Source organism: Salipaludibacillus keqinensis (genome assembly GCF_003226325.1).
In the GTDB taxonomy this organism is placed as follows: Bacteria; Bacillota; Bacilli; order Bacillales; family Salisediminibacteriaceae; genus Salipaludibacillus; species Salipaludibacillus keqinensis.
Genome location: NZ_PDOD01000004.1, coordinates 1 through 19,152 on the forward strand (window position 1 = coordinate 1; position 19,152 = coordinate 19,152).

The following is a 19,152-nucleotide window of genomic DNA, read 5'->3' on the forward strand; positions in this document are numbered from 1 at the left end:
GGCGACATGCGGAGCTGAGAGATACTAATCGATCGAGGGCTTAACCAATGGTACTTTTAAGATACGATTCATTCATTCAAGCGTTATCCAGTTTTGAGAGGTCAACGACCTGTCAATTTCATATGTCTAGTGACGATCGCGGAGAGGTCACACCCGTTCCCATGCCGAACACGGAAGTTAAGCTCTCCAGCGCCGATGATAGTTGGGGGATCTCCCCCTGTGAAAGTAGGACGTCGCTGGGCAATCAAAAGAGGTATTCTCATTCGAGAGTATCTCTTTTTTGGTGTTGAATAAAGAAAACGGATTGTAATAGAAGGGAAGTCAGATTGTATGGTACTGCTCGAATTCAATTGGAACAACGGTTGCAGGTGCATGAGAGTGAGTGTGCGGAAAAATGAGAATCGGTCCACTCTAGAGTTAGACACGCCGTCGGGAGTTATGAAACAAATGAGATCGTAACACTCCTCACACTATTAGAGAGTTGAACGTCACGAATCGCAGGTCGAGACGAAGAAAGATATAGAAAATCAAATTGTTCTTTGAAAATTAGACCACTTTTTGAATAGAAAGTGAAAATATGTTTATAAACAAGAGTTATCGGGAAAAAATTGTTGAAAACATCTTAGAAAGGGTGATCGAATGGATCAGTGGTTATCTACAGACACGTGGTTCGGAGATATAATTGCATTAGGTAACGATCTTCTCTGGACATATATTTTAATCGGATTTTTGCTATTATTAGGTTTTTATTTAACATTTAGAACGAAGTTTGTGCAATTCCGTATGTTGCCAGAAATGGTAAGAGAGCTTATAAGTGGCACAGATCGCACGGCTTTTAAGGAAAGAAAAGGTACGTCGCCATTTCAGGCCTTTGCTATTAGTACAGCTGCAAGAGTTGGAACGGGGAATCTTGCCGGAGTGGCATTAGCCATTTCAGTAGGGGGGCCAGGTGCGATTTTCTGGATGTGGATTGTTGCACTTATAGGTGCTGCAACTGGCTTTATTGAGAGCACACTTGCCCAAATATACAAAGTAAAAGATAAAGACGGATTTAGAGGTGGACCTGCTTACTATATGGAGAAGGGTCTAGGGAAACGTTGGATGGGCCTAATCTTTGCGGTTTTGATCGTGCTTTGTTTCGGATTGATTTTTAATGGTGTGCAAACACATACGATTTCAGATGCTTTTGTTGGTGCCTATGATGTAAATCCTGCGCTTGTTGGAGCGATTATTGCAGCGATGATGGCAGTCATTATTTTTGGGGGTATTCGTCGCATTGCCGTCGTTGCAGAAGTCATCGTGCCCATTTTTGCGATTACATATATTGTTGTAGCACTTATTATTATGGTAATAAATATTACAGAAGTACCAGCAGTATTTGCGCTAATATTTAATAATGCTTTTGGTATTCAGGAAATGGTCGGTGGAGGGATTGGAGCAGCGATCATGAACGGGGTTCAACGTGGACTCTTTTCAAATGAAGCAGGGATGGGGAGTGCACCGAACGTTGCTGCTACTGTTTATGTCAATCACCCCGTTAAGCAAGGATTGATACAATCCCTGAGTGTATTAATTGATACACTAATTATTTGTAGTGCAACAGCTTTTATTATCTTGTTAACTGATGTTTACACTGTAGGAGATATGGAAGGGATTCAGTTAACCCAGTCAGCCCTATCTGCACATATGGGCGAGTGGGCGACGATATTTATAACCGTTGCGATCTTCTTCTTCGCATTCAGTTCATTACTTGGAAATTACTATTATGGTCAAGCAAATGTTGAATTCATCTCCGAGAATCCAATATATCTTACCATCTTTAGAGTTGCTTTTCTGATTATGATCATGGTCGGAGCGACAAGTGACCTAGATATTATTTGGGAAATGGCCGATTTGTTTATGGGGTCTATGGCAGTAGTGAACTTAATTGCTGTTGCTTTATTATCGAAAATAGCTTTTAGTGCTTTGAAAGATTATCAGGATCAAGTTAGAAATGGGATCGATCCGGTTTTTTATCGTGATAGTATAAAAGGATTGAAAAATATTGAAAGCTGGAAATCGCGAGATAACAAAGACAACTAATGTGAATTAAAAAACCAAGGAGCTAAGTGATTGCTCCTTGGTTTTTCAAAAGAAAAAATTAGAACCCTTTGGATCAAACCTTTTTTGCTAGCTATTCATCTCGTGATTTTCAAGTTACTTTAAACTTCTCATTTTAGCCAATCCTATTATCGTTAGTTTTTATTATTATCTTTGTCCATTACATTATTAGGTGAAAGTATATTAAAAATCTCTATCCTTAAGTAGGTGGTGAGAGATAATTAGTAAAAGGAGTACGACTTCAGAAGTCACACCTGTCCCTATGGTAAAACTAAGTAAATGAAGACAAGAAAAACTGCTTAGAACGAACACTCATCTTCAATTAAATGAATGAGGAAATGCATTTATATAATTAATAAGACCAAGTTGACGCTAAATATGATAATATTTAGGAGAAATAGGGTGAAAGATAGAGATATTGATCACTAATGTCACCGGAGGGGTTCTATGTCTTTTTTTGAGAACAAGGAAACGATCTCAGTACTGAATGCCATTGGCGAAAATATATTTGTGGCTGATACGAATTTCGATATTATATGGATTAATGATTATACAGAAAAGATGATCGGAAATTTGAGCGAATTTATTCCTGTTCAGTCAAAGGACGATCTCATCGGAAAAAATATGCGTATGTTCCATGAGAATAATGGGGAAAAACAAGCAAGGATATTAACTGAGGGACCCTTTCCCTATGAATCTAAGATTAATTTGTTCGGATGTTATACAGCTAATATTGTTGTGAACCAACTAATCATTGATGAAAAGCTCAAAGGTTATGTTGTCACTTGGAAAGATGTGACTAATTACGAAAAAAGATTGACGACAATTAAAGATGCTTTAGATCAGAGCATGTATGTCACCGTGGTGGATAAAGCGGGGAACATCACATTTGTAAATGATAAATTTTGTGATCTGTCTAAATATAATAAGGATGAATTGATAGGGCAAAGTCATTGTCTTTTGCATCCCGATGCCTATTATCCTGAGAGCTTCTATGAAGACATCATAGAAACGATTAAGAAAGATAGTATGTGGCAAGGAGAAGTGAAGCAAAAAGCAAAGGACGGCACGGAATTTTGGGTAGATATGACGATCATTCCATTTGTAGAAAAAAGCAGCCCTGATTTTTATGCCACGATCCAACAAGACATTACGTATAGAAAAGAGGCAGAAGAATTGCTGCGAAGATCAGAGCAACTTTCTGTATTAGGGGAATTAGCGGCAGGAGTGGCCCACGAAATCCGTAATCCATTGACAGCGATCAAAGGATTTACCCAATTAAGTTCTTCGTCAGACCCTTACAAAAAAATCATGCTTGATGAAATTGAACGAATTAACATGATCGTCAATGAGTTTATGATGTTAGCAAAACCACATGAAGTTGAATATGCACCTAAAAATATAGTCCTAATCATAAAACATGTAATCAGATTTTTAGAGTCAGAATCCAACTTGAAAAATGTATTTTTCCGCTTATTTTCTTCAGAAGAAGTCTTCGTAAATTGTGAAGAGAATCAATTGAAACAAGTTTTTATAAACATTATGAAAAATGCGATCGAGGCTATGCCTAATGGAGGATATGTGGATATTTGCGTAGCTAAGGAAAATGAACAAGTACAAATTTCAATTAAAGATGAAGGAGTCGGATTAGCGGGTTCAGAAATAAAAAAATTAGGTGAACCCTTCTATTCGTTGAAAAAAGATGGAAATGGATTAGGGTTAATGATGAGTTTCAGAATCATTGAGAATCATTATGGTAAATACCAAATCGAGAGTAAAGTTAATGAAGGAACGAAGATAACGATCACCTTCCCAATATATAAAGAAGATTTGTAAGGGGTAGAGCATCTGTTTTATATGCATAGACAATACCTCATAATAGAGGATTTAACATAAATAAAAATACCAGACCTTTATAGGTCTGGTACACAAATGTATGCAATGAAAAGGGGGATAATCACTACATATGAAGAAGTATGCCTGCTTGGCTTACATCTTTACTATACCCTTTAAATGTTAAGGATCTTTAATAGGAATGTTAAGATGACGTTAAAATTGATATGTTAAATGACTTTTTTTCTAATTGCAGAGGATATTTGCTCCACTATGATAACTACAACCAAGATAAGGATTACAATCATTAAGGCTTCATCATACCTTCTTAACGTGAAGGAGGTAGATAATTCCACTCCGATCCCACCGGCTCCAACTAAGCCAAGAACGACGGCTGAACGAATGGATTTCTCAACAGCAAAGAGGCTGGTTGCTACAAATGAAGGAAACCCTAATGGAATAATAGATCCGGATATAACACCGATTTTAGTAGCTCCAGTGGATTCAAGAGCTTGAGAGGGCCCTTTTTGAATTTCTTCGATTCTCTCTGAGAAGAATCTAGCGCAGAAACCAATCGTATCAACAATAATTGTTAAAATACCGGCTAAAGGTCCGAGTCCCACTGAAATGACGAAAATCAACGCCCAAATTAAGTCTGGAATGGTCCGTAATGTAGATACGATCCCTCGAGTTATCACTCTTATGGAGAAATGAGGGGACGTATTCGTTGAGGCCAATAATGCGATAGGAACACTCAATACAACCCCAATGGCTGTTCCTACAAGAGCAATTTGAAACGTTTCATACATGGCATTTGAAATAGCCGTGATTCTACTAGGATCTGGTGGAAAGGCAGAACTTAAGAATCGCAACATATTTGTAATACCTGAGAAAATTCTATCAAACGAGAGTTGGGCATGAGTAACCCCTAATATAAAAAGGGTAACAAAGGCTGTTAATCCAATAATTGTTGTAATTGATGGCCTTTGAAACCTGGCAGGCATATGTTCATAATGTTTTTTCTTATTCATACGATACCACCATGTTTCTCATCGACATTAAAATAAAGCATGTTCAAATCATCTTTGGAAATGTTTTTTTTCGCATCGTCTAAAACCAATTTGCCTTTGTTCAAACCAATTAATCTCTCTCCGAACTCCATGGCAATATCCGTTTGATGAAGGATGCAAAGGACAGTAAGTTTTCTCTCGTCAACAATTTCCCATAGAAGCTCCATGACTTCTCTACCGGCTTTTGGATCAAGGCTTGCAATAGGTTCATCGGCAAGAACTAATTCAGGATCTTGCATAAGCATTCGTGCAATAGCTACTCGTTGTTGCTGACCACCAGATAGTTGATCCGATCGTCGCTTTGCAAGGTGATCCAATCCTACTCGTTTCAAACAGTCCATCGCTTTTTCTCGGTCTTTTTTTGAAGCGAAAGGGGCAGAAACTTTTAAGAAGTTTCTCGATTGCCCCATTGCTCCAAATAATACATTTTGAAAAACAGATAAATTATAGATAAGATGGAAATTTTGAAACACCATGCCTACTTTTTTACGAATAGGACGATATTTACGGTCTGACAAAAAGGTGGTTTCATCCTTACCAATATAAATTTCACCGCTAGAAGTTTTTTCAAATCCTGAGATGCATTTAAACATGGTAGATTTTCCTGAACCGTTATGACCAAGAAGGACAACCCCTTCGCCGGCTTTAATATCAAAACTGACTTCAGAAAGAGCTTCTGTGCCATCTTTGAAAACTTTACTCACTTCGCGCACAGATAATGCATTCATAACAACGTTCCTCCAGTTTAATCGAAATCTAATCCTAACGTTTCATAAGCTCTTCTCATTGGATCATAATCAGAATCTTGTGCTTCTAAAAAGCGAGCTTGAATATACTTATCGTTTTCACCTGTTTCCAGGATGCTACCTAAAATTTGTTCTTGATGATCAATCATTAATGTTTTTACTTCTTCAACGAAATCCTCAGGCAGTTCTGGGCTTGCTAAGAATACATCGTTTGGCAATGGTGGCCCTTCATGGATCAATCTATAATTTCCTTCTCCATCTTCTTCGACCATCTCATGGTAGTCTTTAATTCCTGTAGCTAAAACATCAACTTCGTCGTTTTTGAACGCTTCAATTCGGATACTGTCTAGAAGCTGAATATCAAAGTCCTGGTCCAAATCGTACCCTTCTTCTATTAAAATGGAAGACGGTCCAATATGGCCGCTTGTAGAACCGGCATCTTTCATGGCGATTGACGTACCGACAATGTCATCTAGTGTTTCATACTCACTGTCTTCATGTACGATAAAGGCAGCGTGATATTCGTCGCGTTCAATTCCCACGAAAGGATAAGATTCAGGGACAGTAGAGTTTATTTGAACATATTCAGAGGGACCTGCAAGCATCATATCTACTTGGTCATATTCAAGTGCTGTTGCGCCAATAATTCGGTCAGTTACAGCAAAGAATTCAACCTCGATGTCTAACACATCTTCCAGAGCTTCTTTAAATGGACCAAATTCTCTTTGAAGTTCTTCCATTCCTTCTACACCTGTATCGGCAAAGCGTAACTTGTCAGGCCAATCGTCTCGATCACCGTCTTGTTCTTGATTATCAGAATCATTCTCATCTTCATTTTCAGGTTCCTCAGCGGAAGCCTCTTGAGTATCCTCAGTATTAGATGAGTTACCGTCATTTGTACTTTGAATGGCTTCATCTTCATTTTCTTCTCCACAAGCTGCTAATAAAGTAAAACTTAAAATGACGCCGGTGAATACTTTTTTCATGGTGTTATTCCTCCTGAAATTTTATTGTTGATTACGGTTCACATATTACTGATGAAACATTAAGTACATATAAAGTCCGGTTAAATAAAATGTAAAGGAATATGAATATCGATTAACATATGGAACAATAAGGTGATTAAAATGTAATAAAATACTTACTATGTTCATATATGTATAGATTTGTAGTGAAGGGGCTCTCATAGGAAACGTCTTCTGATAATAGAGAAGGTTTATTTTAATTAACGAACCATTTAAGGTATGATAGATAAATGAAATGTAACGAAAGGTGATGACGTGCTTTGCGATTTCAAACTAAGAATGTTCATTTTACAACTAAGATGGAAGCAGATGAGATGAGTAAAACGAAGCCTATCTATCAAACATCGGCTTTTTCATTTAATGATTTAGAAGACATGGAGAGCTTTTTCGAAGGAAAGAAATCATACTTGTATACTCGAGTAGGAAACCCCAATACAGATGATTTAGGAAAAGGCGTGGCAGATTTAGAAGGGGCTGAAATGGGGGTCGCATCCGCTTCAGGTCTTTCAGCCATCTTGGCAGGTGTGTTGGCTGTTGCGAAGTCAGGAGATCACATCATTGCCACTGAAGATTTATATGGAGGTACATACCAGCTTTTTGCGCACGAGTTAAAGGATTTCGGTATATCTGTTAGTTTCGTCGATTGCTCTAGTCGTGAAGAAATTGAAGATGCCGTTAGAGAGAATACGGTCCTTCTCTATACGGAATCTATTACCAACCCGTTGCTCCGTGTGGAAGACTTAGAAGGTATTGTCAAAATCGCTGCCACGCACGGTTTGAAAACAATGGTAGATAATACTTTTGCCACGCCTTATTTAATCCGGCCTCATGAATCAGGGGCGGATATGGTTGTTCACAGTGCGACCAAATACATCGCAGGTCATAGTGATGTATCTGCGGGAGTCGTAACGGGTAACCAGGAATTGATGATGAAAGCTAAAAGTAAAGTTGCAAATTTAGGGAGTAACCTTGGTCCTTTCGATGGCTGGTTAGGATGCCGTGGTTTGAAAACGTTAAGCTTAAGGATGGAACGGCAGTGTGCCAATGCTGAAAAATTGGCCTCAACTTTAAAAGGACATCCTCTTATTAAAGAAGTGTTTTACCCTGAGAATGCGGCACATGGAGGAAATGGTGCCATTGTCACGATTGATTTAGCAGAAGCAATGGATGTTCATGATTTTTCTCGAAAATTAGACTGGGTTAAGATCGTTCCTACATTAGCTGGAGTAGAGACATCGATTACTTATCCAGTAGGCACCTCTCACCGACCGGTCCCGAAAGAAATGCGTGAAAAATTAGGCGTAACAGATTCAATGATCCGTATTTCTGTAGGAATTGAAGACGCTGAAGATATTATTGAAGTATTCGAAAAAGCTTTAACATAGCCAACGTAAAAAAGGGGGGATTTCCCTCCTTTTTTTGTACGTTGTTTGATATAATGAAGAACGGTTAAAATGAAGAATAGACAAGTGACTCAAGTTAAGAATGAGATCATAGGAGGCAGGTGATTCTTTATGAACAATGAATTTGATTGGATTCAATCGGTCTCTCCTAAAAAACTTCATCAGCCCTCTGTTAAAGTAGGGATAGGAGATGACGCTGCGATATATTCCGTACATTCGGAATTTGATCAAGTGGTTGCAGTGGATACAATGGTAGAAGGTATTCACTTTACAAGGAAGACGATGCCAATCAAGTCCATTGGTTATAAAGCCCTGGCCGTCAATTTAAGTGATTTGGCTGCAATGGGAGCGATTCCTCTTTATTATTTAGTGTCTGTAGCCGTTCCTAAGCAGGGATGGACACAAGAGGAATTATCTAAGATGTACGAAGGAATGGACCAACTTGCGTGCAAATGGCAGGTGGATTTAATCGGTGGAGACACCGTGTCAATACGAGATACCCTTGTATTGACAGTAACAGTCATAGGCAAAGTGAAAAGGGATCGTCATCTTTTACGGTCTCAAGCTGAAGAAGGCGATGTTCTGTTTGTCACAGGAGAGGTTGGGTTGTCTGCATACGCGTTAGAGCATTTACTAAATGATGAATCTCCACGTGTGGACCAGTCTTCTTTTGCTCGTTTTTTAAAAGCACACCAAGAACCAGAACCTCAACTGGAGGCAGGGCAGTTGCTAGCGAAAGGGGACGGAAGAGTGTCATTAAATGATGTAAGCGACGGCTTGGCCCATGAGGCTAAGGAGATTGCTGAAGCAAGTGGCGTTAATATCGTCATTGATTGGGACTCGTTACTCATTCCCCAAGAGTTCAATACACACCCTATAGAAAAACAAGAAGATTGGATGCTGTATGGAGGCGAAGACTTTCAGCTTGTAGGTACAGTGTCCGCTCATTACTGGAATGAACTCGTTCTAAGATTTAAAGAGCACCATCTCCTTTTACATAAAATAGGGAGAGTTGAAAAAGGAGAAGGCACTGTTTTTATGAAACGGCACGGCACTCGATCGATTATTGAGAAGTCGGGGTACCATCATTTTTAATCCAACGAAAGAAAATCTAAGAACTCCGTGAGCGTATGGAGGTCTAAATAATCAGGAGTGGCTTTGTATGAATCAGGAATGGACATTCACTTCACATTCTCCAGACGATACAGCTAACCTTGCTGAAAGGTTAGGAAGACTTGTTAAGCGAGGGAATGTGATTACTCTTGCAGGTGATTTAGGTGCAGGAAAAACAACATTTACAAAAGCGCTAGCCAAATCGGTTGGTGTGACTAGAAACGTAAACAGTCCCACTTTTACGATTATGAAAGAATACGAAGGTTTTTTACCGTTTTATCATATGGATGCGTACCGGATTGAGGATGAGATGGAAGACCTTGGACTTGAAGAGTATTTCGAAGGTAGCGGTGTGACGGTGGTAGAATGGCCGGCGATGATCTTAGACCAGCTCCCTAAAGACCGTCTTGACATTACAATTCAATATACGGGAGAGGAAGAAAGAGTGTTTCTCTTTCACGCCTATGGTGATCATTATCTAAGTTTATGTAAGGAGCTATTTGAAGCATGAATATATTAGCAATTGATACGTCTACGTATGTGATGGGGGTTGCTCTTTTGAAAGAGGGAGTACCTGTTGGAGAGATCGTCACCCATGAAAAAAAGAATCACTCTGTGAGATTAATGGCGGGTATTCGTTCGTTATTTAATGAAGTAGATTTAGAGCCAAAAGATTTGGATCGCATCGTTGTTTCGGAAGGCCCAGGGTCTTACACCGGTGTGCGGATAGGCGTGACAACGGCAAAGACAATGGCGTGGGGCTTAGGGATTCCTGTAGTTGGTGTCTCGAGCATGGAACAGCTTGCTCAAAATGGCCGTCATTTTCCAGGGCTGATCTCCCCATTTTTTGATGCAAGAAGAGGTCAAGTGTTTACAGGTTTATATGAAGACCAGCATGGAACAGTTAGGGAATTGAAAGAGAACCGGATGGCCATCCATACAAATTGGATTGAGGCCTTAAAGGAATTCAGTCAGCCCATCTTGTTCTTAAGTCCCGATATGGAAAAACATGAGCAACTGATTCAGGATGAGTTAGGTGAATTGGCGGTGATCGGTTCACCCATGGAGTGTTTACCTCGACCGACGGAACTTGCTCTGATTGGAATGCAAAAGCCAGTTCAAGGAGATACTCATACATTTTCTCCGAACTACCTACGTTTAGCTGAAGCAGAAGCGAAATGGCTTGAAGCGAACGGTAAAAGGAAAGAGAATGGATAGGTCATATGCGAATGACGAGACAGTATCTAATAGGAGAAGGATGTTGATGGAAGAAGCAGTTGTGAAAATACGACTAATGGAAGTGGACGATCTGGACTCTGTCATAGAGGTTGAACAGGAATGTTTCCCCTCTCCATGGAGTCACTCTGTCTTCTTTAATGAAATAACGAAAAACCAATTTGCTTATTACCTGGTGGCTGAATTAGAAGGAAAGGTCATTGGGTATTGTGGATTATGGGTCATTGTTGATGAAGCTCATATTACGAATATCGCGATCCTTCCTTCCATGCGTCGAAAAGGAATTGGTGATTACTTGTTCCGTGGCGCGATAGATATGTCGAGAACGTTGGGGGCTGTAAAGATGAGTCTTGAAGTGAGGGTGTCCAATACGCCTGCCCAAGCCCTCTATCGAAAGTATGGATTTGAAGATGGTGGCATTCGAAAAAATTATTATACAGACAACCAGGAAGATGCCCTGGTCATGTGGGTGGGATTATCATGAATCAGCAAAATCTAGCAACAATATTAGCGATTGAAACGAGTTGCGACGAGACGTCAGTCTCTGTCGTCAAGAATGGAAGAGAAGTTCTTAGTAACATCGTGTCATCTCAAATTGAGAGCCACAAAAGATTTGGTGGAGTCGTGCCAGAAATTGCTTCCCGCCATCATGTAGAACAAATTACATTCATTATCGAAGAAGCGATGAACGAAGCGAACGTGACGAAAGAAGAAATTGATGCAATTGCAGTAACGGAAGGACCCGGTCTAGTTGGCGCATTGTTAGTCGGAGTGAACGCAGCGAAGGCCCTCGCTTTTGCATGGGATAAGCCTGTAATTGGTGTTCACCATATTGCGGGTCATATATATGCTAATCATATTGTAGATGAATTAACGTTTCCACTATTAACTCTCGTCGTTTCCGGCGGTCATACAGAACTTATATATATGAAGGAACACGGTTCATTTGAAGTCATCGGAGAAACGCGGGACGATGCTGTCGGTGAAGCGTATGATAAAGTAGCGAGAACATTAGGACTTCCATATCCAGGAGGACCAAGAATGGATCTTCTCGCTCAACAAGGAGATCCGGTAATCGATTTTCCACGGGCATGGCTTGAAGCAGACTCTTATGACTTTAGCTTTAGCGGATTAAAATCTTCTGTTATTAACACGTTGCATAACGCGAAACAGCGAGGTGATGAATGGACCAATGAAGAGATTGCAGCTAGTTTTCAAGCTAGTGTCATTGATGTTCTCGTAACGAAAACGATGAAAGCAGCAAAGGACAAAGGAGTGAACCGGCTTTTATTAGCGGGAGGAGTCGCAGCGAACAAAGGATTGCGGCAAGCACTCACAGAGGCAAGCGAAAAAGAGGGGTTGAAGTTAACAATTCCCCCGTTGAAGTTATGCACAGACAATGCGGCTATGATTGGCGCAGCGGGAACATTTTTGTATTGGAGCGGGAAGTATGCTGACGATCGTCTGAATGGTCAAGCAGGATTAATGTTAGATTGAATAATTTATGTATATTACACCGTACCTCTAGTTCAAGGGGACGGTGTTTTATTTAAGTAATCGAGTAATCAGTCCACGAGACATCGACAATAAAGAATAAAATGTGCGCGTTATAACAAATACGAAAGTATGATCGTGTTAATAACACATTATCCACAACCTGTGGATAATGTGGAAAACCTCTATAAACATTGTTAAATATATAAATGAATTGTTAACAATTGATTTGTGGATAAGTGAGAGTGTTTGTTAATAAATAAATGAAACACTGGATTAGCAAGGTTTTACCTGTGGATATACCTGTGGATTGTGTGGATATGTCAGAAAATATGCACGGTTTTGTTAATTGCATACGTTTCCTAAACTTAGTTAGTCACATATTTATGTGAAGAATGTGGATAGTTATTGTTAACTGAAGTGGAAATACTAAGGAATTAGATATATGTATGTAATAACAACTGGTCTATTCGAATAAGCCTATCTGTTATTGGGTGAGCAAGAAGTTATCCACAAATTAATGTAGGAGGTAAAAAGGCTGTCACCAATAGTTTCTCATTTGGTGACAGCCTTTGTCCTACATAAGTGTAATTTGATCTCTTATTTTCTTCCGTTCTCTCGCGTTTTTGTCCTGATCCTGGGGGCGTGCTACGCAGATGCTGGGCGGTTAGCTGCTACCTGTCATGACTCGTCGTGCCCCTCTCATATTTTGATAAAGCATTTTATTAATTGAAGTTTCAGTAGTGAATTGTGGATAACGTTTATTCTTCACCTAACTGTAATTCTTCCCACTCTTCCATTAGGGCGTCCATTTTTGATTTCGTCTTCTCTAAGCGTTCGTTCAGTTCCAAAGACTTCTCGTGATCCTGAAATATTTCTGGATCACATAATTGCTCTTCAATCTCTGTAATCACTGATTCTTCCGTTTCTACCTGCTTTTCTAACTCATCAATGCGACGCTGTCTCTGGCGTTGCTTTTTTTGTTGTTCTTTATTTTGTTGATAATTAGATTTCGTTGTTTTTTCCGTTGAATCAATAGAAGAGCTACCCGTAGCAGCAGCTTTCTCGTCTTCTAATCGCTTGAACTCTGCTTGTTCCTCTTTCTTAGCCACATAATAATCGTAGTCGCCAAGAAAACTTGTCATTGAAGTCGATGACAATTCCACAACTCTAGTAGCCATTCTGTTCACAAAGTAACGGTCATGTGAAACGAACAGAAGTGTACCTGGGTATTCGATGAGCGCGTTTTCTAAAACTTCTTTGCTGTCTAAATCCAAATGGTTTGTCGGCTCATCCAAGATGAGCAAGTTCGCTTTTTGCATCATGAGTTTTGCTAGCGAAAGGCGAGCTTTTTCTCCTCCGCTTAAATCATAAACAGTCTTTAACACATCTTCACCACTAAAGAGGAAGTTACCTAAAACGGTCCGAATGTCTTTTTCGTTTGTTTGCGGATATTCATCCCATAGTTCCTGAAGCACAGTTTTGTTTGATGTAAGCTCTGTTTGCTCTTGATCATAGTAACCGATAGAAACATTGCTACCATATCGAATGTCACCAGCCATCAACTTGATTTTTCCGGCAATTGCTTTGATTAACGTGGATTTACCAATCCCATTAGGACCAATGAGGGCGACGCTTTCTCCTCGAGTCATCTTGAGATCAATGTTCTCAAACAGTTTCTTCTCGCTATATCCGACAGATAGGTCGTTGATCATAAGAACGTCGTTTCCGCTTTGACGATTAATATTGAAGCGGAAATTTGCCGATTGATCTTCAGACTTAGGGCGATCCATAACCGTCATTCGTTCCAGTTGTTTTCTACGGCTTTTCGCTCGATTGCTTGTGGACGCTCTAGCTAAGTTTTTTTGGACGAATTCTTCCAATTTCTTGATTTCTCCTTGCTGTTTCTCGAATTGTTTCATTTCTTGTTCATATCGACGAGCTTTTTCCTCTAAATATTTCGAGTAGTTGCCTGTGAATTTTTCTGTACGGTGAAACGTTAGTTCATAAACATAGTCAACAACGCGATCAAGGAAATACCGGTCATGGGATACAATCAGAATGGCTCCGTCGTAACCTGATAAATACTGCTCTAGCCATGTGAGTGTTTGAATATCCAAGTGGTTTGTCGGTTCGTCTAACACTAATAAATCAGGCTTGGATAACAAGAGTTTTCCTAAAGCCAGTCTTGTTTTTTGTCCACCGCTTAAAGAATGAATGGACGTATTGTAATCGAAATTTGAAAAATTAAGGCCGGATAAAATACTGCGAATATCAGCTTCATATTGGAAGCCGCCTCTGTCTTTGAAGTCTTGCTGAAGCTGATCATATTCCTGCATCACTTTTTCATAATCAGCACGGTCGGGATCACTCATTTTTTCTTCTAGTGAACGAAGGTTCTGTTCCATTTTTCTTAAAGCAGCAAATACAGTCAACATTTCTTCCCAAATGGAGCGACCTGATTCAAGGCCGCTGTTCTGTGCAAGATAGCCGATATTCACATCTTTAGGAATCATTAAATTTCCAGAATCATACGGAAGTTCTCCAGTGATGATTTTAAGAAGGGTTGATTTCCCAGCACCGTTTCGCCCAACTAGCGCAATCCGTTCATTGCTTTTAATTTCCAACTTTACATTTGATAGAATTTCATCTGTTCCGAAAGATTTACATATTTGTCCACACTGTAGTAAGATCATTTTTGGTCATCCTCACAATTAAATTCCGAGCTTTTTCTCAAGGTAAGTGTACATGAGTTGGATCGACCATGGCAACTTAAAAAGACAGCCTGTGAAAAAGTTGATTTAGCGATTGTGAAAATGCATAATGCTGTGGCTGAATATGATTATTAATCACAAGATTGTGCAGATTGTGAAAGAATAGTGTACAATGATAGGAGAAAAAGAGGGGGATGTACATGGATTCATTCACACATTTTAATGAACAAGGCCGGGCGAAAATGGTCGATATTTCACAAAAGGAAGAGACCGTAAGAACGGCAATAGCTAGATCGAGTATTTTTGTGAATAAAGAAATTTATGAAGGCATTCAACAAGGAACGATGAAAAAAGGAGATGTATTAGCTGTTGCCCAAGTTGCTGGAGTGATGGCAGCAAAAAATACCTCACAATGGATTCCCATGTGTCACCCACTATCATTATCAGGTGTGGATATTCACTTTGACTGGAATGTGAAAGAGGATACATATCAATTGAACATCCAAGTAAGCGTCAAAACAAAAGGAAGTACAGGTGTTGAAATGGAAGCGCTCACATCTGCGTCGGCAACAGCGTTAACCATATATGATATGTGTAAAGCTGTCGACAAAGGCATGGTTTTAGGAGAAACGTACTTATATGAGAAGACTGGTGGAAAAAGCGGAGATTATCATAGGTAAGAATGAGGGTAGCCCGAGCATAGATAAATAAAATAAACGTTCGTTTAATAACGATAGGAATGAGATTGGAGGCGAAAGATTCATGGATATTGATCAAACAAAAATCCCGCAAGCAACAGCGAAACGATTGCCATTATATTACCGCTTTTTAGAAGGATTGCAGGCTTCAGGGAAACACCGGGTTTCTTCTTCAGAATTAAGTGAAGCAGTGAAAGTAGATTCTGCCACCATCCGAAGAGATTTTTCGTATTTTGGAGCTCTCGGCAAAAAGGGATATGGCTATAATGTGAACTACTTACTATCCTTTTTCAGAAAAACCTTGGATCAAGATGAGCTGACGAAAGTGACGCTCGTTGGGGTGGGGAATTTAGGAACCGCTTTTTTAAACTATAATTTCAGTAAAAGCAACAACACACGAATTGAAATGGCTTTCGATGTGGACGACAGTAAGGTAGGGAAAGAAATCGGTGATGTACCTATCTATCACTTAAATGATTTCAAAGAAATGATTACTGAGAGTAACGTAGAAGTTGTGATCTTAACGGTTCCCTCTCATGTTGCACAATCCATAGCGGACGATCTGGTTGAAGCGGGAATTAAAGGGATTTTGAATTTCACCCCTGCAAGACTATCCGTGCCAGACGATGTAAGAGTTCATCATATAGATTTATCTGTTGAACTTCAATCATTGATCTATTTCTTGAAACATTATCCGTTGTAAACATTCAATCAGTATATGAGGCAGTCTTTTCGTTTATCGAAAAGGCTGTTTTTTGCGGTCGTTCACTCAGGACTCGTGGTATAGTAGATACATAGAAATCTTTCGGAGAACGAAGAAAAGAGTGCAGGTGAGTCCAATGGCAAAAATCCCTCAAAAATGGCTTGTCGTCATTACCGTGTTGTTAGGGACGTTTACAATTATATTAAATAACAGTATGTTGAATCCCGCCGTCCCTCATCTTATGAATGTATTTGAAGCTGATGCGGTCGCTACAGGCTGGGTGATTACGATCTTCATGGTAACAATGGGGATGATCATGCCGTTGACCGGTTTTTTAGGTGATAAATTTGGCAAGAAGCAATTATACATAGCTGGATTAACATTATTTATTTTGGGATCCATCTTAGGATCGCTTTCTTGGGATTTGTCGTCATTGATCTTTTTCCGTGGCTTACAAGGTGTTGGGGGTGGCGTCATGATGCCGCTCTCGTTAGCCCTTATTTTTGAAGCATTCCCGAAAAAAGAACGAGGACTTGCGACAGGTGTGTGGGGAATTGCAGCGATGATGGCACCTACGATTGGACCGACTCTAGGCGGTGTCATTATTGAGATGGGATCTTGGGAATGGTTGTTTTTATTTAATATTCCTACCGGTGTCCTTGGCCTAGTATTTTCAATAATTTATTTAAAACAAACGGAGAAAGTGCCGAACATCCGGTTTGATCGCTGGGGATTTCTTACGGTTACATTAGGTGTAGGATCCATGTTATATGCTCTAGGGCGTGTATCGGAGCTGGATCATTTGCGTGACTGGACGAACATAAGTTTACTGCTTCTTGGCCTTGTCTCTTTGTTTCTTTTCGTAAGGATCGAGAATCAGGTGTCGCAACCATTATTAGACTTATCCATTTTCAAAATTCCAGCTTATACTTACAGTGTGTGGGTGGCGATGATTAGCTCCATTTCTTTATTTGGCGGGATCTTTCTTCTCCCGTTGTTGATTCAACAAGTCTATGGCTTAGGTGCAATCATGACTGGGCTTACTTTCCTTCCAGCCGCCTTATTAACGGGAATATTTATGACAATCGGTGGGAAACTTCTTGATCGTCAAGGACCAGCTGCGATTGTCACGACGGGGTTGACGATCGTGGCTGTGGGGACCCTATTGCTTGGATTTATCGGGATGGATACAGCCATTTGGGTCATCTTCCTCTTAAATGCCGTTCGGGGGATTGGGATGGGGCTGAGTACCATGCCTGCAACGACGGCCGGCATGAATTCCATTCCAGAAAAATTTGTCTCCAGAGGATCGGCCATGAATAACGTGTTGCGCCAGATGAGTTCGGCGTTAGGAATTGTCTTCGTATCAATCTATTTTGAAGTTCGTCGGGCTCAAGTAATGGCATCAAACGGTCAGTCCATTGAAGAAGCTAGTTTAACGGCGATAACGGAAGGATTTATGATTATTGCCGTGTTAGCCTTTTTGTCGATACCGGCGGGGATTTTACTCGGGAGAGAATATAAAAAGCAAAACGAACGGGAGGCGACGATTGGAGGGGATCAGGACGAAAACGAGAGCAATAAAGAGGGCAAGCAAAGGGACATGAGGGGTCATGCTAGGTAGGTGCTACCGGCGTAGCACCTACGCAGCACGACCCGATGGATCAGGACGAAAACGTGAGAAATCAAGAGAATACATGAGGCCAAAATGGGCCTATACGAATTAAAAGAGCTGTCATCAAAATTTTTGATGACAGCTCTTTTACTTACTTAATATCTTTGTTATTTTTCTTGGCTCTAGCTCTAGCTGCGGTGCCTAAGTGACGAAAGGCGATGAAGTAGTCGATCGCTGCAAAAATCATTAGCACGATCGTGAAGACATCCCAGCCTTCTGACTGTCGGGCAGACTGAATAGCGAAAAACAAAAACAGTGTTCCTAGAAAAAAGTATAAATAACCTGCTACTCGAGGGGATTTAATCATAAGAACAAGCCTCCAATAAATGCTTGAACCGTTTGTTCAAGTTCCTCCATTTGTTCAATAAACTCTTGCAACCGCTCGCCGTAAATTACTTGGACAAGCATAACAAAAGAGTTAATCCCAACATGGGCGATAATCGGTACGATAATTCGTTTCGTTTTCACATAGAGAAAAGCGAAAACAATTCCCATGGCAAGGTATACGAGTAAATGTTCGAAATCCCAGTGGACAATAGCGAAAATCAATCCACTAACAATCGCGGCAATCCAAAAGCCAAAGCGTTTATACAAGCTGCCGAAAATAACCATTCGGAATACAAGCTCTTCCATGATTGGCACGAATACAGCAACGACAATGATCATATAAGGAACCGCTGTGGCCATATCTACGATCACTTCCGTATTCTCTGATCCTGGTTCAATGCCAAGTAAGTAGACTTCGATAATAGAAGCGGCATATTGGGCAGCGAACGCCATGAAGATACCTAATATAGACCAGAGTACCGTTTTTCCTACATCTGCTCTGTCTTCTATAAATTCTCGATCAGGCTTGGTGCGAAGAGCGATCCAAGAGATGATCAAGAAACCTAGCGTAAATGCGATGAAAATCGCCATGCCTTGCAACTCTGCCTCGGTACCGGAAAATCCTGTTTGAAGAAGAATCAGAATAACCGCAAGAGGAGAAACCTGCATGAGAATGAAGGTAATTAATATAAGCCAATATTTTTTAGTCAACGTCATTTCTCCTTCGTACTTGATAATTATATTTGTTCGAGTTGCATGATTCAACTTAGTTATTGTACCATATCTAATCAGGAAAATAGAATGAAGAGCCCTTAGGAAACGTATATTCAAATACTTGATTGACCATGCTAGTGGAGGTGCTCAGCGACACGTTTTAGAATAGGTTGAAATGGGCATCAGGAGGAAGGGAGGGCAAGAAAATCATCGAAATTTGCGATAAAAAAATAGATGAAAATACTTGCATAATTTTTCTCAGTTGATTATTATAGGAATTGTGTTAGCACTCAATGAGTTC

17 protein-coding genes and 1 rRNA gene are annotated in these 19,152 nt (G+C 40.1%); 12 read left to right on the forward strand and 6 right to left on the reverse strand.

What is annotated here, in order from left to right:
- Positions 1–125: 125 nt before the first annotated feature.
- The 3 genes from rrf to CR194_RS15030 all read left to right on the forward strand — a co-directional run bounded on the left by rrf (position 126) and on the right by CR194_RS15030 (position 3,936).
- A 5S ribosomal RNA gene (rrf, locus tag CR194_RS15020) occupies positions 126–242 on the forward strand.
- A gap of 397 nt (positions 243–639) precedes the next feature.
- A complete protein-coding gene (locus CR194_RS15025) occupies positions 640–2,082 on the forward strand; it encodes an alanine/glycine:cation symporter family protein (RefSeq protein ID WP_110610530.1) in 1,443 nt (480 codons plus the stop codon).
- Positions 2,083–2,547: 465 nt separating this feature from the next.
- Positions 2,548–3,936, forward strand: a complete 1,389-nt coding sequence (locus tag CR194_RS15030; protein ID WP_110610531.1) for a PAS domain-containing sensor histidine kinase — start codon at positions 2,548–2,550, stop codon at positions 3,934–3,936.
- Positions 3,937–4,163: 227 nt separating this feature from the next.
- Here CR194_RS15030 and phnE read toward each other — a convergent pair whose 3' ends face one another.
- The 3 genes from phnE to CR194_RS15045 are packed head-to-tail and all read right to left on the reverse strand — an operon-like array spanning position 4,164 to position 6,735.
- On the reverse strand, positions 4,164–4,964 hold the full coding sequence (gene phnE, locus CR194_RS15035) for a phosphonate ABC transporter, permease protein PhnE (RefSeq protein ID WP_233254385.1): 801 nt from the start codon (positions 4,962–4,964) through the stop codon (positions 4,164–4,166).
- A complete protein-coding gene (gene phnC / locus CR194_RS15040) occupies positions 4,961–5,731 on the reverse strand; it encodes a phosphonate ABC transporter ATP-binding protein (protein WP_110610532.1) in 771 nt (256 codons plus the stop codon). The genes phnE and phnC overlap by 4 nt, the downstream gene beginning before the upstream one ends.
- A 17-nt stretch (positions 5,732–5,748) precedes the next feature.
- Complete coding sequence (locus CR194_RS15045) at positions 5,749–6,735, reverse strand: phosphate/phosphite/phosphonate ABC transporter substrate-binding protein (RefSeq protein WP_110610533.1); 987 nt, start codon at positions 6,733–6,735, stop codon at positions 5,749–5,751.
- A 299-nt stretch (positions 6,736–7,034) separates the two neighbouring features.
- Here CR194_RS15045 and CR194_RS15050 point away from each other — a divergent pair, with 299 nt between their 5' ends.
- From CR194_RS15050 to tsaD, 6 genes are all read left to right on the forward strand, one after another.
- Entirely contained in the window at positions 7,035–8,159 is a 1,125-nt protein-coding gene (locus CR194_RS15050; RefSeq protein WP_110610534.1) for a trans-sulfuration enzyme family protein, read from the forward strand.
- A 129-nt stretch (positions 8,160–8,288) separates the two neighbouring features.
- The gene (thiL, locus tag CR194_RS15055) at positions 8,289–9,272 is read left to right on the forward strand and encodes a thiamine-phosphate kinase (protein ID WP_110610535.1); all 984 of its coding nucleotides are present in this window, start codon (positions 8,289–8,291) and stop codon (positions 9,270–9,272) included.
- A gap of 67 nt (positions 9,273–9,339) precedes the next feature.
- Positions 9,340–9,801 (forward strand): tRNA (adenosine(37)-N6)-threonylcarbamoyltransferase complex ATPase subunit type 1 TsaE, encoded by a 462-nt coding sequence (gene tsaE / locus CR194_RS15060; protein WP_110610536.1) that lies wholly within the window; start codon positions 9,340–9,342, stop codon positions 9,799–9,801.
- Entirely contained in the window at positions 9,798–10,508 is a 711-nt protein-coding gene (tsaB, locus tag CR194_RS15065) for a tRNA (adenosine(37)-N6)-threonylcarbamoyltransferase complex dimerization subunit type 1 TsaB (protein WP_110610537.1), read from the forward strand. The genes tsaE and tsaB overlap by 4 nt, the downstream gene beginning before the upstream one ends.
- A gap of 46 nt (positions 10,509–10,554) precedes the next feature.
- Positions 10,555–11,010, forward strand: coding sequence for a ribosomal protein S18-alanine N-acetyltransferase (rimI, locus tag CR194_RS15070; protein ID WP_110610538.1), 456 nt, complete (start codon positions 10,555–10,557; stop codon positions 11,008–11,010).
- Positions 11,007–12,023 carry a tRNA (adenosine(37)-N6)-threonylcarbamoyltransferase complex transferase subunit TsaD gene (gene tsaD, locus CR194_RS15075; RefSeq protein ID WP_110610539.1) on the forward strand — a complete coding sequence of 339 codons (1,017 nt, stop codon included), beginning with the start codon at positions 11,007–11,009 and terminating at the stop codon, positions 12,021–12,023. Before rimI ends, tsaD begins: the two co-directional genes overlap by 4 nt.
- A 758-nt stretch (positions 12,024–12,781) precedes the next feature.
- On the opposite strand, the gene CR194_RS15080 is transcribed toward tsaD, so the two are convergent.
- Positions 12,782–14,716, reverse strand: a complete 1,935-nt coding sequence (locus CR194_RS15080; RefSeq protein WP_110610540.1) for an ABC-F family ATP-binding cassette domain-containing protein — start codon at positions 14,714–14,716, stop codon at positions 12,782–12,784.
- A gap of 218 nt (positions 14,717–14,934) precedes the next feature.
- Here CR194_RS15080 and moaC point away from each other — a divergent pair, with 218 nt between their 5' ends.
- From moaC to CR194_RS15095, 3 genes are all read left to right on the forward strand, one after another.
- Entirely contained in the window at positions 14,935–15,414 is a 480-nt protein-coding gene (gene moaC, locus CR194_RS15085) for a cyclic pyranopterin monophosphate synthase MoaC (protein WP_110610541.1), read from the forward strand.
- An 82-nt stretch (positions 15,415–15,496) separates the two neighbouring features.
- A complete protein-coding gene (locus CR194_RS15090) occupies positions 15,497–16,135 on the forward strand; it encodes a redox-sensing transcriptional repressor Rex (protein WP_110610542.1) in 639 nt (212 codons plus the stop codon).
- Between the two features lie 136 nt (positions 16,136–16,271).
- Positions 16,272–17,759, forward strand: a complete 1,488-nt coding sequence (locus CR194_RS15095; RefSeq protein WP_110610543.1) for an MDR family MFS transporter — start codon at positions 16,272–16,274, stop codon at positions 17,757–17,759.
- A 142-nt stretch (positions 17,760–17,901) separates the two neighbouring features.
- Here the strand turns inward: CR194_RS15095 and CR194_RS15100 are convergent, their stop codons facing one another.
- Entirely contained in the window at positions 17,902–18,117 is a 216-nt protein-coding gene (locus CR194_RS15100; RefSeq protein ID WP_110610544.1) for a YdiK family protein, read from the reverse strand.
- Positions 18,114–18,848, reverse strand: coding sequence for a CPBP family intramembrane glutamic endopeptidase (locus tag CR194_RS15105; protein WP_110610545.1), 735 nt, complete (start codon positions 18,846–18,848; stop codon positions 18,114–18,116). The genes CR194_RS15100 and CR194_RS15105 overlap by 4 nt, the downstream gene beginning before the upstream one ends.
- Positions 18,849–19,152: the final 304 nt, after the last annotated feature.

Excerpts from the sequence above, each read along its gene's own strand:
- tsaD (WP_110610539.1), top strand. The coding sequence starts at position 11,007 with ATGAATCAGCAAAATCTAGCAACAATATTAGCGATTGAAACGAGTTGC.
- tsaB (WP_110610537.1), top strand. The coding sequence starts at position 9,798 with ATGAATATATTAGCAATTGATACGTCTACGTATGTGATGGGGGTTGCT.
- CR194_RS15090 (WP_110610542.1), top strand. The coding sequence starts at position 15,497 with ATGGATATTGATCAAACAAAAATCCCGCAAGCAACAGCGAAACGATTG.
- phnC (WP_110610532.1), bottom strand. The coding sequence starts at position 5,731 with ATGAATGCATTATCTGTGCGCGAAGTGAGTAAAGTTTTCAAAGATGGC.
- CR194_RS15025 (WP_110610530.1), top strand. The coding sequence starts at position 640 with ATGGATCAGTGGTTATCTACAGACACGTGGTTCGGAGATATAATTGCA.
- phnE (WP_233254385.1), bottom strand. The coding sequence starts at position 4,964 with ATGAATAAGAAAAAACATTATGAACATATGCCTGCCAGGTTTCAAAGG.
- rimI (WP_110610538.1), top strand. The coding sequence starts at position 10,555 with ATGGAAGAAGCAGTTGTGAAAATACGACTAATGGAAGTGGACGATCTG.
- thiL (WP_110610535.1), top strand. The coding sequence starts at position 8,289 with ATGAACAATGAATTTGATTGGATTCAATCGGTCTCTCCTAAAAAACTT.
- CR194_RS15095 (WP_110610543.1), top strand. The coding sequence starts at position 16,272 with ATGGCAAAAATCCCTCAAAAATGGCTTGTCGTCATTACCGTGTTGTTA.
- CR194_RS15045 (WP_110610533.1), bottom strand. The coding sequence starts at position 6,735 with ATGAAAAAAGTATTCACCGGCGTCATTTTAAGTTTTACTTTATTAGCA.
- tsaE (WP_110610536.1), top strand. The coding sequence starts at position 9,340 with ATGAATCAGGAATGGACATTCACTTCACATTCTCCAGACGATACAGCT.
- CR194_RS15080 (WP_110610540.1), bottom strand. The coding sequence starts at position 14,716 with ATGATCTTACTACAGTGTGGACAAATATGTAAATCTTTCGGAACAGAT.
- CR194_RS15100 (WP_110610544.1), bottom strand. The coding sequence starts at position 18,117 with ATGATTAAATCCCCTCGAGTAGCAGGTTATTTATACTTTTTTCTAGGA.
- moaC (WP_110610541.1), top strand. The coding sequence starts at position 14,935 with ATGGATTCATTCACACATTTTAATGAACAAGGCCGGGCGAAAATGGTC.
- CR194_RS15030 (WP_110610531.1), top strand. The coding sequence starts at position 2,548 with ATGTCTTTTTTTGAGAACAAGGAAACGATCTCAGTACTGAATGCCATT.